Source organism: uncultured Actinomyces sp. (assembly GCF_963526355.1).
Taxonomy (GTDB): domain Bacteria; phylum Actinomycetota; class Actinomycetes; order Actinomycetales; family Actinomycetaceae; genus Actinomyces.
The window spans coordinates 50,611-70,041 of sequence record NZ_CAUROW010000003.1; the positions used below are offsets into that span (position 1 = coordinate 50,611).

The window sequence follows — 19,431 nt, forward strand, 5'->3', positions numbered from 1 at the left end:
CACCCATGACACTGAGCATCCTCTGGTTCATCCTCATCGCCGTCCTGTGGATCGGCTACCTCGCCCTGGAGGGTTTCGACTTCGGCGTTGGAATGCTCGTAAGGATCCTGGGCCGCGATGAGCGCGAGCGGCGCGCGACGCTGGCCACCATCGGCCCTCACTGGGACGGCAACGAGGTATGGCTGCTGACCGCCGGTGGGGCCACTTTCGCGGCCTTCCCCGAGTGGTACTCGACCCTGTTCTCAGGGGCCTACATCGTCCTGTTCCTCATCCTGCTGTGCCTCATCGTGCGCGTGTGCGCCATCGAATGGCGCCCCAAGGTCAACTCCCAGACCTGGCGCGACCGATGGGACCGGATCCACACGATCAGCGCCTGGCTGCCCTCCATCCTGTGGGGCGTGGCGTTTGCGAACCTGGTCCAGGGCATGCGCATCGAAGTCGTCCAGATCTCCAACGGCGCCGTGGTTCCGGCCGGCCAGGTGCCTGCCGACTCCCTCGTAGCCGGCGCAGCCCACCAGATCACCGGCGGGCTGCTCAGCATGGTGACACCCTTCACTCTCCTTGGGGGCGCCGTCACCTGCTTGCTCTTCCTCAACCACGGCGCGCTCTTCGTGGCCCTCAAGACCACCGGGGAGCTCTCGCAGCGGGCCCTGTCCCTGTCGCGCAGACTCGCTCCGATCGCTACCGTCATCACCGCCGCCTGGGCGCTATGGGCGCAGTTGGCCTACTCGGGCAGCCCCCTGTCCTGGATCCCGTTGGTGGTCGCCGCGGCCGGGCTCATCAGTTCACTGCTGGCGGGTCGGGCCGGGAACGAGGGACGGGCCTTCGCCCTGCACTTCGTGGGGATCGCCTTCGCCGTCGTCCTCATCTTCGCCGCAATGGCCCCCAACGTCATGCGCTCCTCGGTGGATCCGGCCTACTCACTGACGATCCAGCAGGCAGCCAGCGCCGACACGACGCTGCTCATCATGACCGTCGCAGCAGCCGTATTCGTGCCAGGAGTCCTGGCCTACACGGTCTGGAGCTACAAGGTGTTCGCCTCTCGCATCAGTGCCGAGAGCATCAACCCCGACCAGGGCGGACTGCACCCCACGCTGGTACGCGACTCCACCCAGCCCGAGGCCCATTTCGGGTACTGAGCCGGCGCATAGAGCGCCGGAGCGCATCGGCCGGGGGTGGCAGGCCTTTGGACCCACTCCCCTATCCTTGGGTGGGTGAAGCCCCTCGACCCCCGGCTGATGCGTTACGCCCGTTCAGCCCGCCGTTACATCGCCGCCACAACCGTGGCCGGAATCGTCACCGCTGCTCTGGTGGTGGCGCAGGCCTTCCTCATCTCAAAGGCGGTCTCCTCGGTTGTCTCCGACGGCGCGGGACCGGCATCCATCAGGATGCTGGTGGCGGCTCTGAGCGGCGTCGTAATGGCTCGGGCACTGGTAGTCCTTCTTCAGGAGATCCACGCCCACCGCTCCGCCACCGGCACGATCATCGAGCTGCGCCGCCTGGTCCTGGAGCACGCCGCTCGGCTGGGGCCCCGGTGGCAGGCGCTGCACGGCGCCGGGACCGCAACTCTCCTGACCCGAGCCCTGGACGACCTCGAGCCCTACTTCACCCGCTACCTGCCCCAGCTGGTGCTGGCCGCCACGGTGACCCCGGCGACGGTGCTGGTTCTCATCACCCAGGACTGGCCAGCAGCGGTAGCGGTGGTGTGCACACTTCCCCTCATTCCTGTCTTCATGATCCTCATCGGGAGAATGACGCAGTCCGTCTCCCAGGAGCGCCTCAGGGCCATGCAGGTCCTAGGGGACCAAGTGCTCGATCTCATCTCCGGGCTGCCCACGCTCAAGGCCCTCGGGCGCGAGCAGGGACCGGCCGAGCAGGTGCGCGCCCTGGGACGCAGCTACCGGCGCACCACCATGTCGACCCTGCGGATCGCCTTCCTGTCGGGGGCGGTCCTGGAGTTCATCACGACGCTGTCGGTGGCAATCATCGCCGTCGAGGTCGGATTCCGACTGGTGGCCGGCCGCATGGACCTGTTCACCGGTCTGCTCGTGCTCATGGTGGCTCCGGAGGTCTATCAGCCGCTGCGGCAGGTGGGTTTCCAGTTCCACGCGTCGGCCAACGGGGTGGCGGCCGCCGAGGCGGTCTTCCAGGTCCTTGAGACCTCTGTCCCCAAACGCGGCACCCTGCCGGCTCCCGATCTGCGCTCGTGCGCGATCGAGCTCGACGCCGTCTCGGTGGCCGCCCGCGGAACGTGGGCACCCGCCCGGCTCAGTGCCACGATCCCTCCCGGCAGCTTAGTGGCGCTGACCGGGCCGTCGGGCGCGGGCAAGACGACGACGACGCAGGTTCTGCTCGGCCTGCTTCCCGCGGACCGGGGACGGGTGCGGATCGTACCGGCCCCCGGCACCACCTCGCAGGAAGCCCTCGACCTCAGTGAGATCGATCCAGTCACCTGGTGGGAGCAGATTGTCTGGGTCCCCCAGCGTCCCACCATCATCCCGGGAACTGTGCTGGACAACGTACTGCCGGACGGCTCCGGGGAGAACACCGTGCCCCAGGCGCTGGTGGAAGCCGCCCGTGCCACCGGCTTCGATGAGGTTGTGAGGCGTCTGCCGCAGGGGTGGAGGACCATGGTGGGCAGTGGTGGCGTGGGGCTGTCCGTCGGACAGCGCCAGCGGCTCGCCCTCACGCGGGCCTTGTGCTCCACGGCGACGCTGGTGGTCATGGACGAGCCGACCGCCCATCTGGATGCCGCCAGCGAGGCACACCTCCTGGACGGTGTCCGCGCCCTGCACTCCTCCGGACGCACCGTAGTGGTCATCGCGCATCGTGCTGCGCTCATCGCCCTGGCCGAGCGGACCATCGCCGTGGCAAGTGAGTCATTGGAGGAGCAGGAGATCCCGAATGTCCGGGAGCCGGGGATGCAGGAAGGCAGGATCCAGTGAGCCCGTTCAAGCCCGTCAGCGCGCTCCTGTCTTCCGCCCTGTCCGCCCGCGAGCGCCAGTCGCTGCGCCGGGCGTTGACCCTGCTGCACCTGAACCGCTCGAGCTTCGCCCTGGCGGTCCTGGCCGGTACGGCGGGGACGGCCTCGGCCGTGGCCCTGTCCGGGGTGGCGGCCTGGCTCATCGCCCGCGCCTCTCAGATGCCCGACGTCGTCGCACTGGGAGTGGCGCCGGTTGCGGTGCGGCTTTTCGGCATCTCGCGCTCGGTTCTGCGTTACTGCGAGCGGCTCGTCTCCCACGACACCGCCCTACGGGGAATGGGCGTCCTACGCACCCGTCTTTATCAGGCCCTGGCCTCGGCCCGCACGGACACGGTTGCTGGGCTGCGTCGCGGCGACGTCCTGGCCCGGGTGGGTGGCGACATCGACGCGGTCGGCGACCTCGTGGTGCGCGCTTATCTGCCCGCAGCGGTTGCGGCCGTCCTGGGGACAGCGACATCTCTGGGGGTGGGAGTCGTGTACTGGCCGGCCGGCCTCATCCTGGCGGCCTGCCTGCTGCTGTCGGGGCTGGGGGCCCCGTTGGCCACGATCCGCTCCGCTCGGCTCTCCGAGCAGGCCCGTCAGCGACAGGCCACGGAGTTGTCCGCCGAGGTGCTCGCGGTCCTGGAGGCCGCGCCGGAGCTGACCGTCTCCGGACGTCTGCCGGACTCCATGCGCCAGGCCGCCTCCCGGGAGGAGAGTCTGGCCCGCCTGCGCGACCGGGCCGCGATTCCCGCCGCGATCGCGGCGGCGCTGGATGTGGCGGCCATGGGGATCGCGGTCGTTGGCAACCTCGTGGTCGGGGTGGACGCCGTGGCCGCCGGGCAGCTGGCTCCGGTGTGGTTGGCCGTGATCGTTCTTGTGCCGCTGGCGGCCTTCGAAGTCACCTCCGCGCTCGGCCCGGCCAGCGTGCAGCTGGTGCGCTCGGCGGGCGCCGCCTGCCGGATCGTGGAACTCATCGAGACTGCTGAGTCCGGTGCTCAGGCCTCTCCCACCACCCGGGAGCTGCCGGTTCCCTCCACCCAGGGGCCGCGCCTGCGGGCCAGGAACCTGGCGGTGGGCTGGCCCGGTGGTCCCATCGTGGCCGACGGCATCGACCTGGACCTTCATGTCGGCAGGCGGGTGGCGATCGTGGGGCCGTCGGGAATCGGGAAGTCGACCCTGCTGGCCACGCTGGCCGGGCTCCTGGAGCCCAGGGGCGGCAGTCTCACGCTCGATGGTGTTCCGCTTTGGCGGATCACCCGCCCCGACGCGGCGGCCAGGGTCTGCCTGACCGCTGAGGACGCGCACGTCTTCCATACGAGCGTCCTGGAGAACCTGCGCGTGGCGCGCGGAGACGTCTCCCCGGTCGAGGCGGCCGAGCTGCTGCGGCAGGCCGGGCTCGGTGACTGGCTCGAGGCGCTGCCCGACGGCGTCAGCACCATCATCGGGACCAACGCCACAACGCTGTCGGGCGGGGAACGGCGTCGGCTGCTCCTGGCCCGGGCGCTGGCGGCCCCTGCACCGCTGATGCTGCTGGACGAGCCCGGAGAGCACCTCGACCCCGCGACCGCCGACCGGCTCGTGACCGACCTGCTGGCGGCGGGGACCCGCGAGGGCCGTGGCACACTGCTGGTCACTCATCGGCTCAGCGCACTGGCGCACGCCGACGAGATCCTGATCATGGGACGGCCCCCGCAGGCTGCCGAGGAGCAGGCACCAGCGACTATCCTGCACCGGGGAGGCCACCACGAGCTCAAGGACACCTCCGAGGCCTACCGGTGGTCGCTCTCCCAGGAGGATCAGGACAGGCCGCAGGACAACACGCCCACATGAGCCGGACAAGCTGAGCACGATGACGACACGCGACCCTCATGACGCAGCGGAACCGCTCCCGCAGAACCCCCTCTTCCCCGGTACGCCCAAGGGCGATCCGCAGGAGCTCCAGGAACAGTCCGCCCAGGAGGCCATCACACCTCCGTCAGAGGAACCGACCCCGGTAGGGCGCCTGGCCTACGCCGTCCACGCCGATCAGCTCGCCTCCACCCGCGGCCGTCAGGCCGCGTCCCTCCAACCGAGCCTGGACGAGTCCACCGTCAACCTCATCCAGGCGGCCCTGCAGCTGACCAGCTCTCTACGCGTTCCCGACGCGCTGCGTCGACTGGTGGAGTCGGCATGCTCCATCACGGGTGCCTCCTGGGGCACCATCGCGGTACTCAGCCACGCGGACACGGACATCAACGCCATCGACGCCGGAGTCTTCTCCGAAGGCCCGGGCACCGGCCTGAGCAGCGGTGTGCCCAGGGCGACTCTCGACGAGCTGGCCCAGATGGCCGGCACCGTATCAGGCACCGCAGGCGACTCACCCACCGCTGTTGTCGGTGTCCCGGGTACCACCAGCGGCCCCGGCGCCTCCGGCACCTCCGCAGACACGCCGCTCGGTGGGCTGCAGGACACGGGCCTGGTCATCGACAATGACCTGGGTCGGGCCTCGGCCTTCACCGGCGCCATCGAGGACGAGGAGACCGGCAGTCTGCTCTCGGCCCCGCTACGACTGCACGGGCAGGTCTACGGACACCTCTACCTGTGCGACAAGCCCGGGGGCTTCAATCGTTCCGACGCCGACGCCGTCCTGACCCTGGCCCAGGCCGCGGCCGTGGCGGTGGAGAACGCCCGCCTGTACCGCGAGGCCCGCGACCGCGAGCAGTGGATGGCCGTCTCCCAGGAGCTGACGACGCTGCTGCTCTCCGGCGCCGAGGAGGACGACGCCCTGACCCTCATCGCTCACCGGGTCCGTCAGGTCGCCCATGCCGACACCGCCGCCCTCATCCTGCCCAGTATCGGAGAGAGCTGGATCTGCGAGATCGCCGACGGCGAGCACGCCGGCGAGTTGATCGGCACCTTCTTCCCTCCTGAGGGCCGGGCCCTGACCACCCTGGCCCACCAGACCGGACTCGTCGTGAGCTCTCTGGAGGAGGCCTGGCGGGAAGGCGACCTCCTGGTGCGCCAGCTGGCCCGCTTCGGGCCGGCCCTCTACGCCCCGATGATCCACCGGGGCCGGGGCGTGGGCGTCATGCTGCTGCTGCGCTCCCCCGGTGCGACCCCGTTCACCGCCCAGGACCTGGAGATCGCCGAGCTCGTGGCGGGCCAGGCCACGATGGCCTTCGAGCTGGCCGACGCCCAGCACGCCGAGGAGATGGCCACGCTCCTGGACGAGCGGGCCCGCATCGGCCGGGACCTGCACGACCTGGCCATCCAGCAGCTCTTCGCAACCGGGATGCAGATCTCGGCGGCTCGGGAGCGGCTGGCTGCTGCGCAGGGCAGTGACGCGACTGCCGGCGCGGAGACGGACCTGGACATGGTGTGCTCCGTCCTGAGCACCGCGCTGGAGGCGGTGGACGACTCCGTGGGTCAGATCCGTTCCATCGTGCGCTCCCTGCGTGACCGCGACGAGGAGGTCGGCGTCGTCGAGCGTCTGCGACGGGAGGCATCCCTGGCCCGCAACGCGCTGGGCTATGCCCCCTCGCTGCTGCTGAGCGTCGACGGCCGGGGCCTGGCCCAGGTGGACCGTGACGAGGAGGATCGGCTCATCGCATCAGTCGACGCCATGATCGACGCGGACATCGCCGATGACATGGTGGCCGTGGTGCGCGAGGGGCTGAGCAACGTGGCCCGCCACGCTCACGCCTCCTCGGTGACGGTGGACGTCAAGATCGAGGGAGTGCTCCCCGGCTCGGAGCTGTGCTGCGGACCGGGGGACGTCGAAGGACACGCCTCGGGCGACGCCGAGCCGTTCCGGGGAAGCCCGGTGGTGGAGATCGTCTGCCGCGACGACGGCGTCGGGGTGGACCCGTCGGTGACGCGCCGCTCGGGGACGGCCAACATGGCGGAACGGGCTCGCCGTCACGGTGGGAGCTTCGTCATCGGCCCCAGGGCCCGCTCCGACGGTGAGCGCCGCGGTACCTGCTTCACCTGGCGGGTGCCGCTGAGGCGGCCCCATGACCGGTCGCGGAATGGTCGTGGTCTGTGATCGATCAGCCGTTGCGCCAGCCCGAGGCGCGTTGACCGGCCACCCAGGCGGCGACCTGGGTGCGCCGTTGCAGGCCCATCTTGGCCAGCAGGGAGGTGATGTGGTTCTTGACCGTCTTCTCGGCGACCCCGAGGCGCTCACCGATCTCCCGGTTGGACAGGCCGTCGCCGATGAGGTCGAGCACCTTGCGCTCGGCGTTGGTCAGGTCGGCGGTGGGGTCGTCGTGGTCGGCCCGGCGACGTGTGACGGTGCGCTCGTCGAGCAGGACGCGACCGGAGGCAACGGCCCGCACGACATCACTGATCTCCGCGCCGTGGACGGTCTTGAGCAGGTAGGCCCGGGCCCCGGCGGCCAGCGCCTCGGCCAGGGCCTCATCGTCGTCGAAGGAGGTCAGCACGATGGGCAGGGCCTGGGGCACCGACTCGCGCAGCTCCTGCATGAGCTCGATGCCCGTGCCATCGGGCAGCTGGAGGTCCACGAGGATGACATCGGGGCGAACCAGCTCGGCCCGACGTACCGCCTCCGCTCGAGAGCCCGCCTCGGCAACGACGTCGAGCCCGTCAGCACGGTCGATGATCTCGGCGATGCCGCGGCGGACGATCTCGTGGTCGTCCACGATCATGACGCGGACGATCTCCGAGGCGGGGGTGTGTGACATGCTCACGACATTACCAGGGGACGGGGACCTACGTCACACGGAGTGCTGCGTTGTGGCGCTGTGCTCGTGGGTTGCGTGGCACGCTGCCGGTGCACCCCGGGCTCTTCCTCACCGGGAGCGGCGCGGTCGGGTCTGGCAACGGGGGCAGTACGTGTGGGAGCGTCCGCCCAGGACCTCGCGGAGCATGCCGGTCCCGCAGCGGCGGCAGTCCTGCCCCTGGCGCCCGTAGGCCCGGAGCTCACGGGCGAAGAAGCCGGAGGCGCCCTCGACATCGACGTAGAGGGCATCGAAACTCGTGCCGCCGGCCTGCAGTGCCCGGCGCATGACCTCGGCCGTGGTCTCAAGGATCCGGGCCACGACTCGGGGGCCGAGCGCCGTCCCCGGACGCAGGCCGTGCACCCCAGCCTCCCACAGGCCCTCGTCGGCATAGATGTTGCCGACGCCGGAGACGAGCCCCTGATCGAGCAGGAGGGTCTTGATGGCGCGCTGTGAGGCGCGCACCTTGCTGACGACCCCGTCGGGCCCCGTTCGCTTCAGGGCGGGATCGAGCAGGTCACGGGCGATATGGGTGGCGTCGGCGGGCAGCAGCGGCTCCGGGCTGCCCATACCGCCGGGGGCTCCGTCGGCGGTGGGAACCAGGTCGACGACGTGCAGACCACCGAGCATGCGCTGGTCGACCAGGTCGAGAACCGCTCCGTCGTCGAGGCCCGGGTCCGGAACGGCTCCACCCCCGCCGTCAGTGCCCGGGTAGGTGCTGAGATGGAGCCGCACACGCAGGTGGCGCGGGGACGTCGACAGGTCCCGCACGTAGCGGGGCTGCTCAGTGACGCTCAGGTCCACCGAGCGCCCGCCGGTCAGCGCATTCGGGTCGGTCCGAAGGGCCGCGCCGCTCACCCGCTCATGGACGGGACCGGAGTCGGCGGCGGGGGCGGTGCCGCGTACGAGCAGCTGGCCGCTCATGCCCAGGTGAGCCGACAGGGCACGCCCATCGTCCAAGGGCAGCCACAGGAACTTTCCCCGCCGGACGACCGCGGTGAGGGTGCGCCCGGTGAGCTGGTCGACGAAGGCCTGCACCCCGCCGTCCTGGCGGCGCAGGGGGCGGGGGTCAAGGACCTCAACACTGGTGACCGTGCGTCTGGCCACGTGCCTGGCGAGCCCGGCACGCACGACCTCCACCTCGGGCAGCTCGGGCATCAGCTCTTCTGCGAGCGCTGGGTGAGCAGGTCGGCACGCAGGGCCTCGTTGACGCCGGGCAGGTCGAGTCCGCCGTCACCGCGGGCGGCCAGGATGGCTGCGTAGGCGGCCTCGGCGGCGTCGTGCTCGGCGATCTTCTTCGAGCTGCCCGTACCCTGCCCCATGACCTCGCCGTCGACGATGGCGCTGGCGGTGAAGACCCGCTGGTGGTCCGGGCCGGTGCCGGTCACCTCGTAGCCGGGGTTGCCGAGCTGGTGGGCGGCGGTGAGCTCCTGCAGACTGGTCTTCCAGTCCAGGCCGGCACCGCGGGTGCGGGCCGAGTCCAGGAAGCGTGAGACGAGCCGGGTGACGACTGTGCGGGTCTCCTCCAGGCCGTGGGTGAGGTAGGTGGCGCCGATGAGGGCCTCGACCGTGTCGGACAGGATGGAGTCCTTGTCACGCCCTCCCGAGAGTGCCTCGCCGTTGCCGAGCTTGATGAACTCCCCCAGCCCCAGGTCACGGGCGACGGCGGCCAAAGCCGGCTCGGAGACCGTGGCTGCGCGCATCTTGGCAAGCTGTCCCTCGGGAACGGACGCATGGGTGCGGTAAAGGTGCTCGGTGACGATGATGCCCAGTACCGAGTCTCCCAGGAACTCCAGACGCTCGTTGGTGGGCAGTCCGCCATTCTCGTGGGCGTAGGAGCGGTGGGTCAGTGCCAGGTCGAGAAGCCCGGCATCAATACCGGACCCCCAGCGGTAAACGAGTGCCTCAGTATCGGTACGGGCGGGCGGGGCGCTACGACGTCGGGACATCAGGCCTGATCCCCCTCCGCGCCCTCCTCGTCTGTGGGCGAGCCCAAGCCGTCCTCCCGATCGGTCCCGGTTCCCAGCAAACCGGCCAGCGCGGACCAGCGCGGATCGAGAACCTCGTGGTGGTGGTCGGCGGGCAGCTCCTCGAGCCGCTGCCCGCAGTCGGGGCACAGACCGGGGCAGTCGGGGCGGCACAGGGGCTGGAAGGGCAGTGTGGGCACCAGGGCGTCGCGCAGGGCGGGCTCGAGGTCCAGGGTGGTCTCCCCGACTGCCAGGAGGTCGGCGGCCTCCTCGTCGCCCTGGGCCCGCTGGGTCTCGATGGCCTCGGGGAAGAGGTAGAGCTCATCGATCCTCACGGTGCGGTTCTCATCGAGGTCGCGCAGGCAGCGCACGCACTCGCCGTGGATGTGGAGGTCGGCGTCGACGCGCGCCAGGACGCCGTCGTCCATGGAGGTCAAGGTGACGTCGAGGGTGAGTTCACTGCCCTCGGGCACGCCGATGATCCCGGTGCCAAGATCGGCGGGGGCGGGGGTACGGATCTGCAGGCTCTTGACCGAGCCGGTGGCGCGAGGAAGGTCGACGATATCGACGACGAGTCCTGACATGGTTTCCTCCACAGCGGGTTGACCGTGCCGCGTCCAGCTGTGACCGCTACGGGCATGGCAATGAATGAGGTGATGGATGAGGTCTCTGCGCGAGCGTACCCCGCAGTTCCAGCAGCCCCGACTCAGCGGGCAGAGGGGTCCACGGACCAGCCGGAGCGGCGACGAACGGGCTCCTGGACCTCCACCGACTGGTCCGTGCCGTCGCCCAGACGCCCGGCCAGGACCTCGCGGCCGGCGCGGATCTGCTCGGTGATCTTGGCGACCTCGGCCTCCAGGGAGGCCAGGGCCCGGTCGGAGTACTCGTCCGCCCCGTGACGCAGGGAGGCGGCCCTGTCCTCGGCGGCCGCCACGATGCTGTCGGCCCGGTCGTTGGCCATGCGCACGATGTTCTCCCCGGCCACCAAGCGCTCGGACTCCTCCTGGGCGTACTGGACGAGCCGCTCGGACTCGGCCCGTCCCTGGGCCAGAACAGCATCGGCATCGGCGACGATCTTCTCAGCGCGGTGAACGGCTGTGGGGACTGCGTCACGGGCTCGCTCGATGAGGTGCCGGGCGGCCTCCCGGTTGACGATCGCGGAGGCACTCATCGGCATGGAGCGGGCATTGGCAATGAGCTCATCGAGCTCATCGAGGATGTGCAGCAGATCGTCTCCGGCATCGCGGCTGGTTGTCACGGTAGGTCCTCTCTGTCTGGTCGGCGCCGACATAGCGGCCTGGCGGGGCTCCAGGCGGGACGGGGCCCGGCACACCGCCCTGCTGGCTGACCTGTCGGCCGGGGCCGCTAGCCGGGCTGCGGCATCTCGGTGGTGAATCGGGTTTTCAGGGCATGGGCGACGGCAGGTGGGACGAGCCCGGAGACGTCCCGGCCATAGCCGGCGACATCCTTGACGAGGGAGGAAGAGATGTGGGCATGGGCGGGAGACGCCGTCAGGAAGACCGTCTCAGGCGCACCTAGATCCCGGTTGAGCAGCGCCATGGGCAGTTCGACATCCAGGTCGCTGCCGTTGCGCAGACCCTTGATGATGGCTCTCGCACCACGCCGGCGGCAGTAGTCGGCCAGGAGACCGGGGACGAGGTCCACCTCGACACCGGGCAGGCGGGAGGTGGAGGCCCGGGCCAGGGACAGGCGTTCCTCGGCATCGAGCAGGTGGCGCCCAACCTTGGCGGCGTTGTGGGCGATCCCGATGACGACGATGTCGAAGAGCGCGGCCGCGCGGGCGGCGATGTCGACGTGCCCCAGGGTGAGAGGGTCGAAGCTTCCGGGGTAGACGGCCAGGCTCATGCGGCCACGCTACTGGCTGGGCGTGCCACAGTGCGGGACGCGCGCCGCGGCGGTCTCCTTCAGGGCCGGCGCAGGCCAACAACGAGCACCTTCCTCCCATGCACCCGTTTAGCGCTCTGCAGCACGCATCTTCTCCCGAGCCCGCCGTCCGCCGGCATCCGGGAGCGGCGCACAGGCGCTGCTATATTCTCCCTCGTGCCCACACGCGTTACCCTCAGTGACGTGGCCGACGCGGTCGGAGTCTCGCCTCAGACCGTCTCCCGCGTGCTCAACCACCACCCATCGGTCCGCCCCGAGACGCGTCAGAAGGTTCTAGCGGCTGTTCAGGCACTGGGTTACGAGCCCAATCTTGCGGCTCGCCTGCTGGCATCGGGCTCCTCTGGAGCCGTCGGGATCCTTCTGACCGCCGGACTGTCCCACGGCATGGCCTCCACCTTCTCCGCAATCGCCAGGGCCGTTCGCGAACGGGGGGACACATTCGTCCTGGCCACTGCTGATGGCGACGCACCGGAATCGGTCAAGGAGGCCCTGGCTCACCTGCACGGCCATCGCGTCGCCGCCATCGTCGTCCTCGCCCAGCGCGCCGACGTCCTCGCCATCCTGTCGTCTCAACGCCACCGAGGCCCCGTCATTGCCATCATCTCCGGTCAGCACGAGTTCTCCACACTGTCAACCGTCTCCATCAACCAGGCGCTGGGAGCCAGGCTGGCGACGGAGCACCTTCTCGCTCAGGGACGCACGCGACCACTCCACGTCACCGGGGACCTGACGTGGCAAGACGCCTCCGAGCGCCTTGCCGCCTACCAGTCGACCTGTTCCGAGGCGGGGATTCCTGGTCGCTGGGTCGGAACCGACTCCTGGACGGGAGAGGCCGGAGCCAAAGTCGCTCGGCGTCTGCTTGAGAGCGGACTGCCCGATGCCATCTTCGCCGGCAACGATGACATCGCCCTGGGTCTGTGTCACGAGCTGCTCGCCGCCGGTGTCCGGATTCCTGACGACGTCGCCGTCATTGGCTTCGACGACATCCCCCTGGCGCGTTGGGCGACCCCGTCCCTGTCCAGCATCACGCAGGACTTCGACGCCCTGGGGCGAGCCTCCCTGAGCCTGACCGATGAGCTCGTCGAGGGCGCCCCTGCGCACAACGTCTCCCTGGAGCCGCGGCTGGTCGTCAGGTCGTCAACAGCCAATTCCTAGGGGCCCGTTGCCGAATACTGTCGGACTCTAGGGTGTCCGCGACGAGCCGAGCACTTCGCCGGGCGGACTCACTGAGTCCTTCATCGTTGTCTCCTCCCACGTAGTACGTGGGACGAGACAACGATGACATTGGAGTCCTCCAGAGCGCCGTCAGGCCGCACTGATGGGCCTTGGCGAGCGCAGTGTGTAGAGTCCGTAGGCGGCCACCACCAGGAAGCACCCGGCAACCGTGACGTAGGACACCGCGGGAGACGTGTGATCCATGATGGCGCTTTGCACCAGGGGCATGGTGGCTCCGCCGATGATGGCCATGACCAGCCCCGCGGCCCCGTACTTGGTGTCCTCCCCCAACCCCATCAGGGCCTCTCCGTAGATGGTGGGAAACAACAGGGAGATGCACGCGGACAGGGAGATGATGGCGAGTACCCCCAGAATGTTCACACTCACCATCGCGAACAGGGACAGGGCGACCCCGAGGGAGCACATGACCAGAAGCAGCTTGCGTGCGTCATACCTGCCCATGAGACCCACCATGAGGAAACGGAAGACCAGGAAGACGATCAGACTGGTCTGAAGCCAGTAACCGGCCACCTTATCCGAGACGCCCAAGGCACTGGTGACGTAGTGCAGGGTGTAGGTCCAGATGCAGGTCTGAGCGGACACGTTGAAGTACTGCGCCACCACCCCGAAGCTGTAGCGCTTGTTTCGAAGCAGGCGCATGAGCCTGCCCGGCCCACCGCTCTCACCCGCTGCGGACTCCACCGGCCGCTCCGCGACCTTGACCCGGCCGATCATGACGGCCAGCAGGATGTAGAGGAGTCCGAGGACGACATAGGGGCCCATCACGGCCTTGAGCTCAGAGCTCTGGGTGGCCAGCAGGGCCTCATGACTCATGGCCGCGCGTTGCTCGGCAGTGGCCGGATTCACCTTGGGCAGGATCAACAGGGCGGCCAGCAGCACCCCGAGGTTGGAACCGATGGGATTGAAGGCCTGCGCGAAGTTGAGACGCCGTGTGGCATTGTGCTCCGGCCCCATGGACATCACGAACGGATTGGCGCTGGTCTCCAGAATGGACAGGCCCGCGGCAAGGGTGAACAGGGCGGTCAGGAATACTGAGTAGGTCATGACGTACGCCGCGGGGATGAACAGAAGCCCACCGGTTCCCGCCAGCACCAGCCCGATCAGGACGCCGCCCTTGTAACCCAGGCGACTGTTGATGAAGGCCGCCGGGATCGCCAGACAGAAGTAGGCCCCGTAGTAGGCCGACTGCACCAGTGAGGACTGCAGGTTCGTCATGGAGAACACGGAGCGGAACACCTTGACCAAGGGATCCGTCATGTTTCCGGCCAGTCCCCAGGCGGCGAAGCAGGAGACCAGCAGGCAGAAGGGCAGCACCATGCCGGGGTACAGGAACCCTCGGTTGGACTGAGTCCCCTGGACGCGGTCCGTCTCAGCCACGGAGTCTTGGACAGCAGTCATCACAGCACGCCCTTCTTGAGGATGAGGTTCCCGTACAGGGCGGTCTCCCCAGTGAGGACGACGGCGTAGACGCTCGGGGTGTAGTCGTAGAAGGCCATGCGCTCAATCGTCTTGACGCTCACGGGACCGGCCTCCTTCTCCGCCTCGTTCCAGATCTGCTCGTAGACGTCCCACACCGGAGGCCGAGGGTCGTCGCCCACGGTCTCCATGAGGGCCACCTGGTAGCTGCTGTACCGGTCCAGGGGCATGAGGGTGAGGATGGACGTGAGCAGGTCGGGGATACCCAGGCCATCCGCTCGCACCGTGGTGGGGTGGAGGTGGTGCCCGGGGAAGTTGGCATCAGCCAGGAGGATCTCATCCCCATGGCCCATCTCGAGCAGGATCTTGACGAGGTCGGGGGACAGGTTGGCGGGAATGTTGCGGAGCATCGTTGCTCCTTTCATGAGGTGGGTGTTCGGATTGGTGATCGGTTTCAGTCGATGAGGTCATTGGTCAGCCGGTAATGACGGTGAGCAGCCGCTCCCGCATGGCGTCGAAAGTGCTGGGGCCCACGATGGAGTCGGTGGGTTCGACGTCGACCAGGGGGACGCTGCGGCGCAGTGCTTCGCTGCGCGAAGCCGGGTCGACGACGCCGGTGGCCTCGAGCTGGGCGAGGATGTTGCCCAGGGCGCTGGCCTCCGGCGTGCCCACGACGACGCGTCGGTTGCAGGCCGCCGCCGTCATCGCCGGAAGGAGGCCGTTGCGCGCTCCCCCTCCCACCAGGTGGATCGGCGAGGCCGGGTCCAGCAGGTCGCCGACGACGTCCTGCAGCCCCTGGGCGTAGGCGGCGTGCGCGCAGGCGAGCGACTCGAGAATGAGCCGGACAGTCTGCGCCGGCCCCTCGGGCTCCACCGTGTAGTGGTCGCGGCACCAGCGGGCGATCTTGGCCGGCATGTCCCCAGGGGTGGCGAAGAGCTCGTCATCGGGGTCGATGACCACTCCGAGCGAGGTGCACTTCCCCGCCGCCTTGACCAGTGCGCCGGTGTTGGGCTCGTCCCAGGAGCGCTGGCACTCCTGGAGCAGCCAGAAGCCGGTGAGGTTGCGCAGGAGCCGGATACCGCCGTCGGTGCGGACCTCGTTGGTCAGCCCTGCCCGCAGCGCCGCCTCGTCCAGGACCGGATGGGGAACGACGGCGCCGATGAGGCTCCAGGACCCCGAGGAGATGAACAGGCGAGTCTCGTCACCCCTCAGCCCGAGCGCGTGGACGGCGCAGGCGGTGTCGTGTCCACCGGGGCGCACGATGGTGATCCCCTCCGGCGTCTTGCCGGCCACGGTGGCGTCGTCGACGAGTGGGGGCATCCACCGCTCGGGGATCCCAGTGGCCTCGAGGACCTGAGGCGCCCAGTGCCTCGCCCCGGGGGAGGCGAGCCCGGTGGTCGAGGCGATCGCCCGCCCCGCCTCGGCCGGGGCACCGAGCCGGAGCGCCACCAGGTCGGGCAGCGGCAGGAAGCGGTCGACCCGATCAACGAGTTCCGGCTCCTGCCTCAGGTCCGCGTAGAGCTGGTAGACCGTGTTGATCTGCTGGGGCAGGATGCCGGTCGCTTGCCAGGCCGCCTGCGGGGGGATGGCCCGGTCAAGGTCCGCGGCCCACCGGGCCATGCGCCCGTCGCGATAGGCCCGTGGGGCGCGCAGCAGGTCGCCCTGAGCGTCGAGGAGGCCGTAGTCGACACCCCAGGTGTCGATGCCGATGCTGTCGGGGGCCCGCCCCAGGCGCTCAGTCGCCTCGACGATGCTCCGACGAGCACCGTCCATGATGCGCTCGAGGTCCCAGGTGAGGGTGCCGTGGTCATCCACCGCCTGGTGGTGGAGCCGGAAGACCTCCTCGGTGCTGATGGCTCCCTGACGGTAGCTTCCCAGAACCGCTCGTACGGAGCTGGATCCGAGATCGAGTGCGAGTGCGTGGTGCTCGTCGGTGCTCGTCATGACGTCGGTCCTTCAGCGGTAGAGGGGACCGAAGGTGGCGCAGGCCCTGAAGTCGGCGCTCTCGGGCTCGGCGGTGCCGAAGGGCACCCAGGCCTTGGGGCGCAGGATCCTCTCACGCTCGACGTTGTGCATGTAGACGGGGATGCGCAGCATCGACGCCAGGGTGATGAGGTCGGCGCCGAAGTGCCCGTAACCGGTGGCCGTGTGGTTGGCGCCCCAGTTGGCCATCCAGTCGTAGACGGAGGTGAAGGCGCCCTGGCCGGTCAGGCGCGGAACGAAGAAGGTCGTCGGCCAGGTCGGGTCGGTGCGGTTGACGATCTGGTCGCGCACGTCGTCGGGCAGCTCCACGGTCCAGCCCTCGGAGATCTGGAGGACGGGCCCCTGACCGGCCACGAAGTTGAGGCGCGTCGCAGTGACGGGCATGCCGCCGGCGGTGGTGAAGTGCGTGGAGAAGCCGCCTCCGGGGAAGTACTCGCGCGTGGCGGCGTGGAAGGTGGAGGCCTTCAGGTCCGCCTCGATGTCCGCGTCGGTGATCTGCCACCAGTGCTTGATGATGGGGTTGCCCTCGCCATCCTTCTCCTGGCCAGTGGCGTTGAGAGTCGTCGCCCCGGAGTTGCGCAGGTCGATGAAGCCGTTCTCGGCGCGTCCCTGGAGCTTGTACCCGGTGACCCGCTCGACGGCCTCGGGGCTCCAGTAGGTGCGCACGTCGCTGAACAGCTGGGGACGGTGGGTCAGAACGGAGTTGAAGAGCATGGCGACGGCGTTGCCGGCGTCGCCCTCCGTGGCGAAGACCTTCTCGGGCCGCTTGCCGTTCCAGTCGAAGGTGCTGTTGAGGAAGGTCTCGAGGATGTCGCCGTTGGGCTTGTAGTCCGTCCACTGGCGCTGCCCCTGGAAGCCCGCCGCGATGGCGTCGTGCCCGTCGGCCTCCTCGACGAAGCCGAGCTCGGCCAGGGCGGGGTTGCCCTCCATGAGGTCGCGACCGATGAGGAGCATCTTGATGCAGTAGTCGAACTGCTCGTCGTACTCCTCCTGAGTGAAGCGGTTGGCCTCGGGGTTGCGGTTCTCCCCGATGGTGAGGTTCTCCCGGGCCCATGCCAGAGCGGTCTCGTACTCCTTGTGGTCGTAGATGCCGTGGGCGATACGGCGGTCGATCTCGATCATGTCGATGTACTCGGCCCGCATGCCCAGGTAGTCGACGAAGAACTGCTCGGGGACGCGGCAGCCGGCGATCCCCATGGAGACGGTCCCGATCGAGAGGTAGCTGCGCCCCCTCATGAGGCCGACGCCCAGGGCGGCGCACGCGTAGCGCAGGATATTCTCAACGACGTCGTCGGTCAGGCCCGAGTGGTCGGCGTCCTGCACGTCGTGGCCGTAGATGCCGAAACAGGGGATGCCCAGCATGTTGTAGGCGGCGGCCGCGGCGGCCAGGGTCACGGCCCCCGGTCGCTCGGTGCCGTTGAAGCCCCAGATGGCGTGCGGGATCGAGGGGTCGAGGTCGAGGACCTCGGTGATGTAGTTCCAGGAGGCGGTGACGGTCAGGTCGGCGCACACGTTCTCGGTGCGGAACTGCTCCTTGCAGCGGTTGGCCTCGGCCACTCCTCCGATCGCGGTCTCGGAGACGACGCAGCGCACCGGGCTTCCGTCGGGGTAGGTCAGGCGGGAGGAGATGAGCTCGGCGACATCCTTGGCCAGCTGAGCGGTCTTGTCCTCGAGCGACTCCCTCACACCACGACGGCGTCCATCGATGAGGGGGCGGATTCCGATGGCGGGGTAGGACGCGGTGGGCATGACAAATTTTCCTTTCACTGGGCGACGATGACCAGGACCCACATCAATGTGAGCGCAAACATAGAATGACCCCAACCAAACGGTCATGTCAAGCATGAAAACGAAAAACCGCAACTATAGACATGAGAGCGCCAACATGAGACGATGCCTTGGCACCACTTCTGACGCAACGGGGCGCGCAGCGGTGCGCCCCGGGGAAAGAGCCCACCATGCTTCTCAACGACGCCCGCCAGCAGATCGCCGATGCCTGCTCCCACCTGTCTGACGACGGCCTGGTCGTAGGAACCGCAGGCAACCTGTCCATCCGGGAGGGGGACCTGCTCGCCATCACCCCTTCGGGGCTGCCCTACCAGGACATGCGCCCCGACCTGGTCGCCGTGGTCGAGTACGCCACCGGCAAGCAGGTCGAGGGACCACTCAAGCCCGCCAGCGAGCTGGACCTGCACCTGACCGCGCTGCGGGCGACCGGACAGATGTCGGTGGTGCACACCCACTCCTACGCTGCCACCACCGTGGCCAGCCTCGAGGGCGTGAGCGCGCTCCCGGCTGTGCACTACTACATCTGCATGTTCGGCGGCAGCGACGTGCGGGTGGCCGACTACGCCATCTACGGCTCCCCGGAGCTGGCCGCCAATGTCGAGAAGGCCCTCGAGGGACGTACCGCGGCTCTCATGAGCAACCACGGCTCCGTGGTGACCGGCCCGGAGCTGGCCGCCACCTACGTCCTGGCCCAGGAGCTGGAGTGGGTCTGTGAGCTCTACCTGCGCACACTCGCCGTCGGCAGCCCCAAGATCCTCTCCGACGAGCAGATCGCGGCGGTCGCGCGCAAGATCCGGGACACCGGCTACGGTCAGCACGCCCCGGTCGAGGAGGGCTGAGCGGCGCAGGTCGGAGGAGACGCGGGTTCCAGGCCGGGTAAGGTCTGCCCCATGACGAGGATCGTGGCCGGAACCGTGGGCGGACGCAGGATCGAGGTGCCCCGGTCCGGGACGCGCCCCACCTCCGAGCGCGTCCGCGAGGCCCTCTTCGCCCGCCTGGACCACCACGGGGTGCTCGACGGCGCTCGGGTGCTGGACCTGTACGCAGGCTCCGGGGCCCTGGGCCTGGAGGCCTCGAGCCGAGGAGCCCGTGACGTCACACTCGTGGACTCCTCGCGCGGCGCGTCGGAGACCTGCCGGCGCAACATCCGGGCACTGGACCTGCCAGGGGTGTCGGCGGTGACCGCGAAGGCGGCCGCCTTCCTGGCCGGCGCAGCGGGTGCCCCGGTGGACCTGGCGCTGCTCGATCCGCCCTATGAACTGAGCGAGGAGGAACTCACCGCGCTCCTCACCCTCCTGGCCCGCAGCGAGGACCCGTGGCTGGCGCCGCACGCCGTCGTCGTCGTCGAGCGCTCGACGCGCTCACCGGAGCCCACCTGGCCGCAGGGGATGCAGCGCTTCGCGGACAAACGGTACGGCGAGACCACGATCTGGTTCGCCGAGCCCGCCTAAGC

General features: G+C 69.1%; 17 protein-coding genes. 7 read left to right on the plus strand and 10 right to left on the minus strand.

Features of this window, described 5'->3' with window-relative positions:
• Window positions 1–5: 5 nt before the first annotated feature.
• The 4 genes from cydB to RWR81_RS01930 all read left to right on the plus strand — a co-directional run bounded on the left by cydB (window position 6) and on the right by RWR81_RS01930 (window position 6,989).
• Window positions 6–1,139 (plus strand): cytochrome d ubiquinol oxidase subunit II, encoded by a 1,134-nt coding sequence (gene cydB, locus RWR81_RS01915; protein ID WP_314453597.1) that lies wholly within the window; start codon window positions 6–8, stop codon window positions 1,137–1,139.
• Window positions 1,140–1,214: 75 nt separating this feature from the next.
• Window positions 1,215–2,945: a thiol reductant ABC exporter subunit CydD gene (gene cydD, locus RWR81_RS01920; protein ID WP_314453599.1), complete on the plus strand. Its 1,731-nt coding sequence runs from the start codon at window positions 1,215–1,217 to the stop codon at window positions 2,943–2,945.
• A complete protein-coding gene (gene cydC / locus RWR81_RS01925) occupies window positions 2,942–4,795 on the plus strand; it encodes a thiol reductant ABC exporter subunit CydC (protein WP_314453602.1) in 1,854 nt (617 codons plus the stop codon). Before cydD ends, cydC begins: the two co-directional genes overlap by 4 nt.
• 19 nt (window positions 4,796–4,814) lie before the next feature.
• A complete protein-coding gene (locus tag RWR81_RS01930) occupies window positions 4,815–6,989 on the plus strand; it encodes a GAF domain-containing protein (protein ID WP_314453605.1) in 2,175 nt (724 codons plus the stop codon).
• A gap of 4 nt (window positions 6,990–6,993) precedes the next feature.
• On the opposite strand, the gene RWR81_RS01935 is transcribed toward RWR81_RS01930, so the two are convergent.
• The 6 genes from RWR81_RS01935 to coaD form a co-directional block, all read right to left on the minus strand.
• The gene (locus tag RWR81_RS01935; RefSeq protein WP_314453607.1) at window positions 6,994–7,647 is read right to left on the minus strand and encodes a response regulator transcription factor; all 654 of its coding nucleotides are present in this window, start codon (window positions 7,645–7,647) and stop codon (window positions 6,994–6,996) included.
• A gap of 108 nt (window positions 7,648–7,755) precedes the next feature.
• Window positions 7,756–8,841 carry a bifunctional DNA-formamidopyrimidine glycosylase/DNA-(apurinic or apyrimidinic site) lyase gene (mutM, locus tag RWR81_RS01940; RefSeq protein ID WP_314453610.1) on the minus strand — a complete coding sequence of 362 codons (1,086 nt, stop codon included), beginning with the start codon at window positions 8,839–8,841 and terminating at the stop codon, window positions 7,756–7,758.
• Complete coding sequence (rnc, locus tag RWR81_RS01945) at window positions 8,841–9,632, minus strand: ribonuclease III (protein ID WP_314453613.1); 792 nt, start codon at window positions 9,630–9,632, stop codon at window positions 8,841–8,843. Before rnc ends, mutM begins: the two co-directional genes overlap by 1 nt.
• The gene (locus tag RWR81_RS01950; RefSeq protein WP_314453617.1) at window positions 9,632–10,234 is read right to left on the minus strand and encodes a DUF177 domain-containing protein; all 603 of its coding nucleotides are present in this window, start codon (window positions 10,232–10,234) and stop codon (window positions 9,632–9,634) included. The genes rnc and RWR81_RS01950 overlap by 1 nt, the downstream gene beginning before the upstream one ends.
• A 122-nt stretch (window positions 10,235–10,356) precedes the next feature.
• Window positions 10,357–10,908: an ATPase gene (locus RWR81_RS01955; RefSeq protein ID WP_314453620.1), complete on the minus strand. Its 552-nt coding sequence runs from the start codon at window positions 10,906–10,908 to the stop codon at window positions 10,357–10,359.
• Window positions 10,909–11,015: 107 nt separating this feature from the next.
• Window positions 11,016–11,516, minus strand: a complete 501-nt coding sequence (gene coaD / locus RWR81_RS01960) for a pantetheine-phosphate adenylyltransferase (RefSeq protein WP_314453624.1) — start codon at window positions 11,514–11,516, stop codon at window positions 11,016–11,018.
• 195 nt (window positions 11,517–11,711) lie between these two features.
• On the opposite strand from coaD, the gene RWR81_RS01965 reads away from it, so the two are divergent.
• The gene (locus RWR81_RS01965; RefSeq protein ID WP_314453627.1) at window positions 11,712–12,710 is read left to right on the plus strand and encodes a LacI family DNA-binding transcriptional regulator; all 999 of its coding nucleotides are present in this window, start codon (window positions 11,712–11,714) and stop codon (window positions 12,708–12,710) included.
• 150 nt (window positions 12,711–12,860) lie between these two features.
• On the opposite strand, the gene fucP is transcribed toward RWR81_RS01965, so the two are convergent.
• The 4 genes from fucP to RWR81_RS01985 all read right to left on the minus strand — a co-directional run bounded on the left by fucP (window position 12,861) and on the right by RWR81_RS01985 (window position 17,939).
• Complete coding sequence (fucP, locus tag RWR81_RS01970) at window positions 12,861–14,189, minus strand: L-fucose:H+ symporter permease (RefSeq protein ID WP_314453630.1); 1,329 nt, start codon at window positions 14,187–14,189, stop codon at window positions 12,861–12,863.
• A complete protein-coding gene (locus tag RWR81_RS01975) occupies window positions 14,189–14,617 on the minus strand; it encodes an RbsD/FucU domain-containing protein (protein WP_314453632.1) in 429 nt (142 codons plus the stop codon). The genes fucP and RWR81_RS01975 overlap by 1 nt, the downstream gene beginning before the upstream one ends.
• Window positions 14,618–14,681: 64 nt before the next feature.
• Window positions 14,682–16,151 carry an FGGY-family carbohydrate kinase gene (locus RWR81_RS01980; protein WP_314453634.1) on the minus strand — a complete coding sequence of 490 codons (1,470 nt, stop codon included), beginning with the start codon at window positions 16,149–16,151 and terminating at the stop codon, window positions 14,682–14,684.
• Window positions 16,152–16,163: 12 nt separating this feature from the next.
• Window positions 16,164–17,939, minus strand: coding sequence for an L-fucose isomerase (locus RWR81_RS01985; RefSeq protein ID WP_314453637.1), 1,776 nt, complete (start codon window positions 17,937–17,939; stop codon window positions 16,164–16,166).
• Between the two features lie 209 nt (window positions 17,940–18,148).
• On the opposite strand from RWR81_RS01985, the gene RWR81_RS01990 reads away from it, so the two are divergent.
• Entirely contained in the window at window positions 18,149–18,817 is a 669-nt protein-coding gene (locus RWR81_RS01990) for a class II aldolase/adducin family protein (RefSeq protein WP_314453640.1), read from the plus strand.
• A gap of 51 nt (window positions 18,818–18,868) precedes the next feature.
• On the plus strand, window positions 18,869–19,429 hold the full coding sequence (gene rsmD, locus RWR81_RS01995) for a 16S rRNA (guanine(966)-N(2))-methyltransferase RsmD (protein ID WP_314453642.1): 561 nt from the start codon (window positions 18,869–18,871) through the stop codon (window positions 19,427–19,429).
• The last annotated feature ends 2 nt before the right edge of the window (window positions 19,430–19,431 follow it).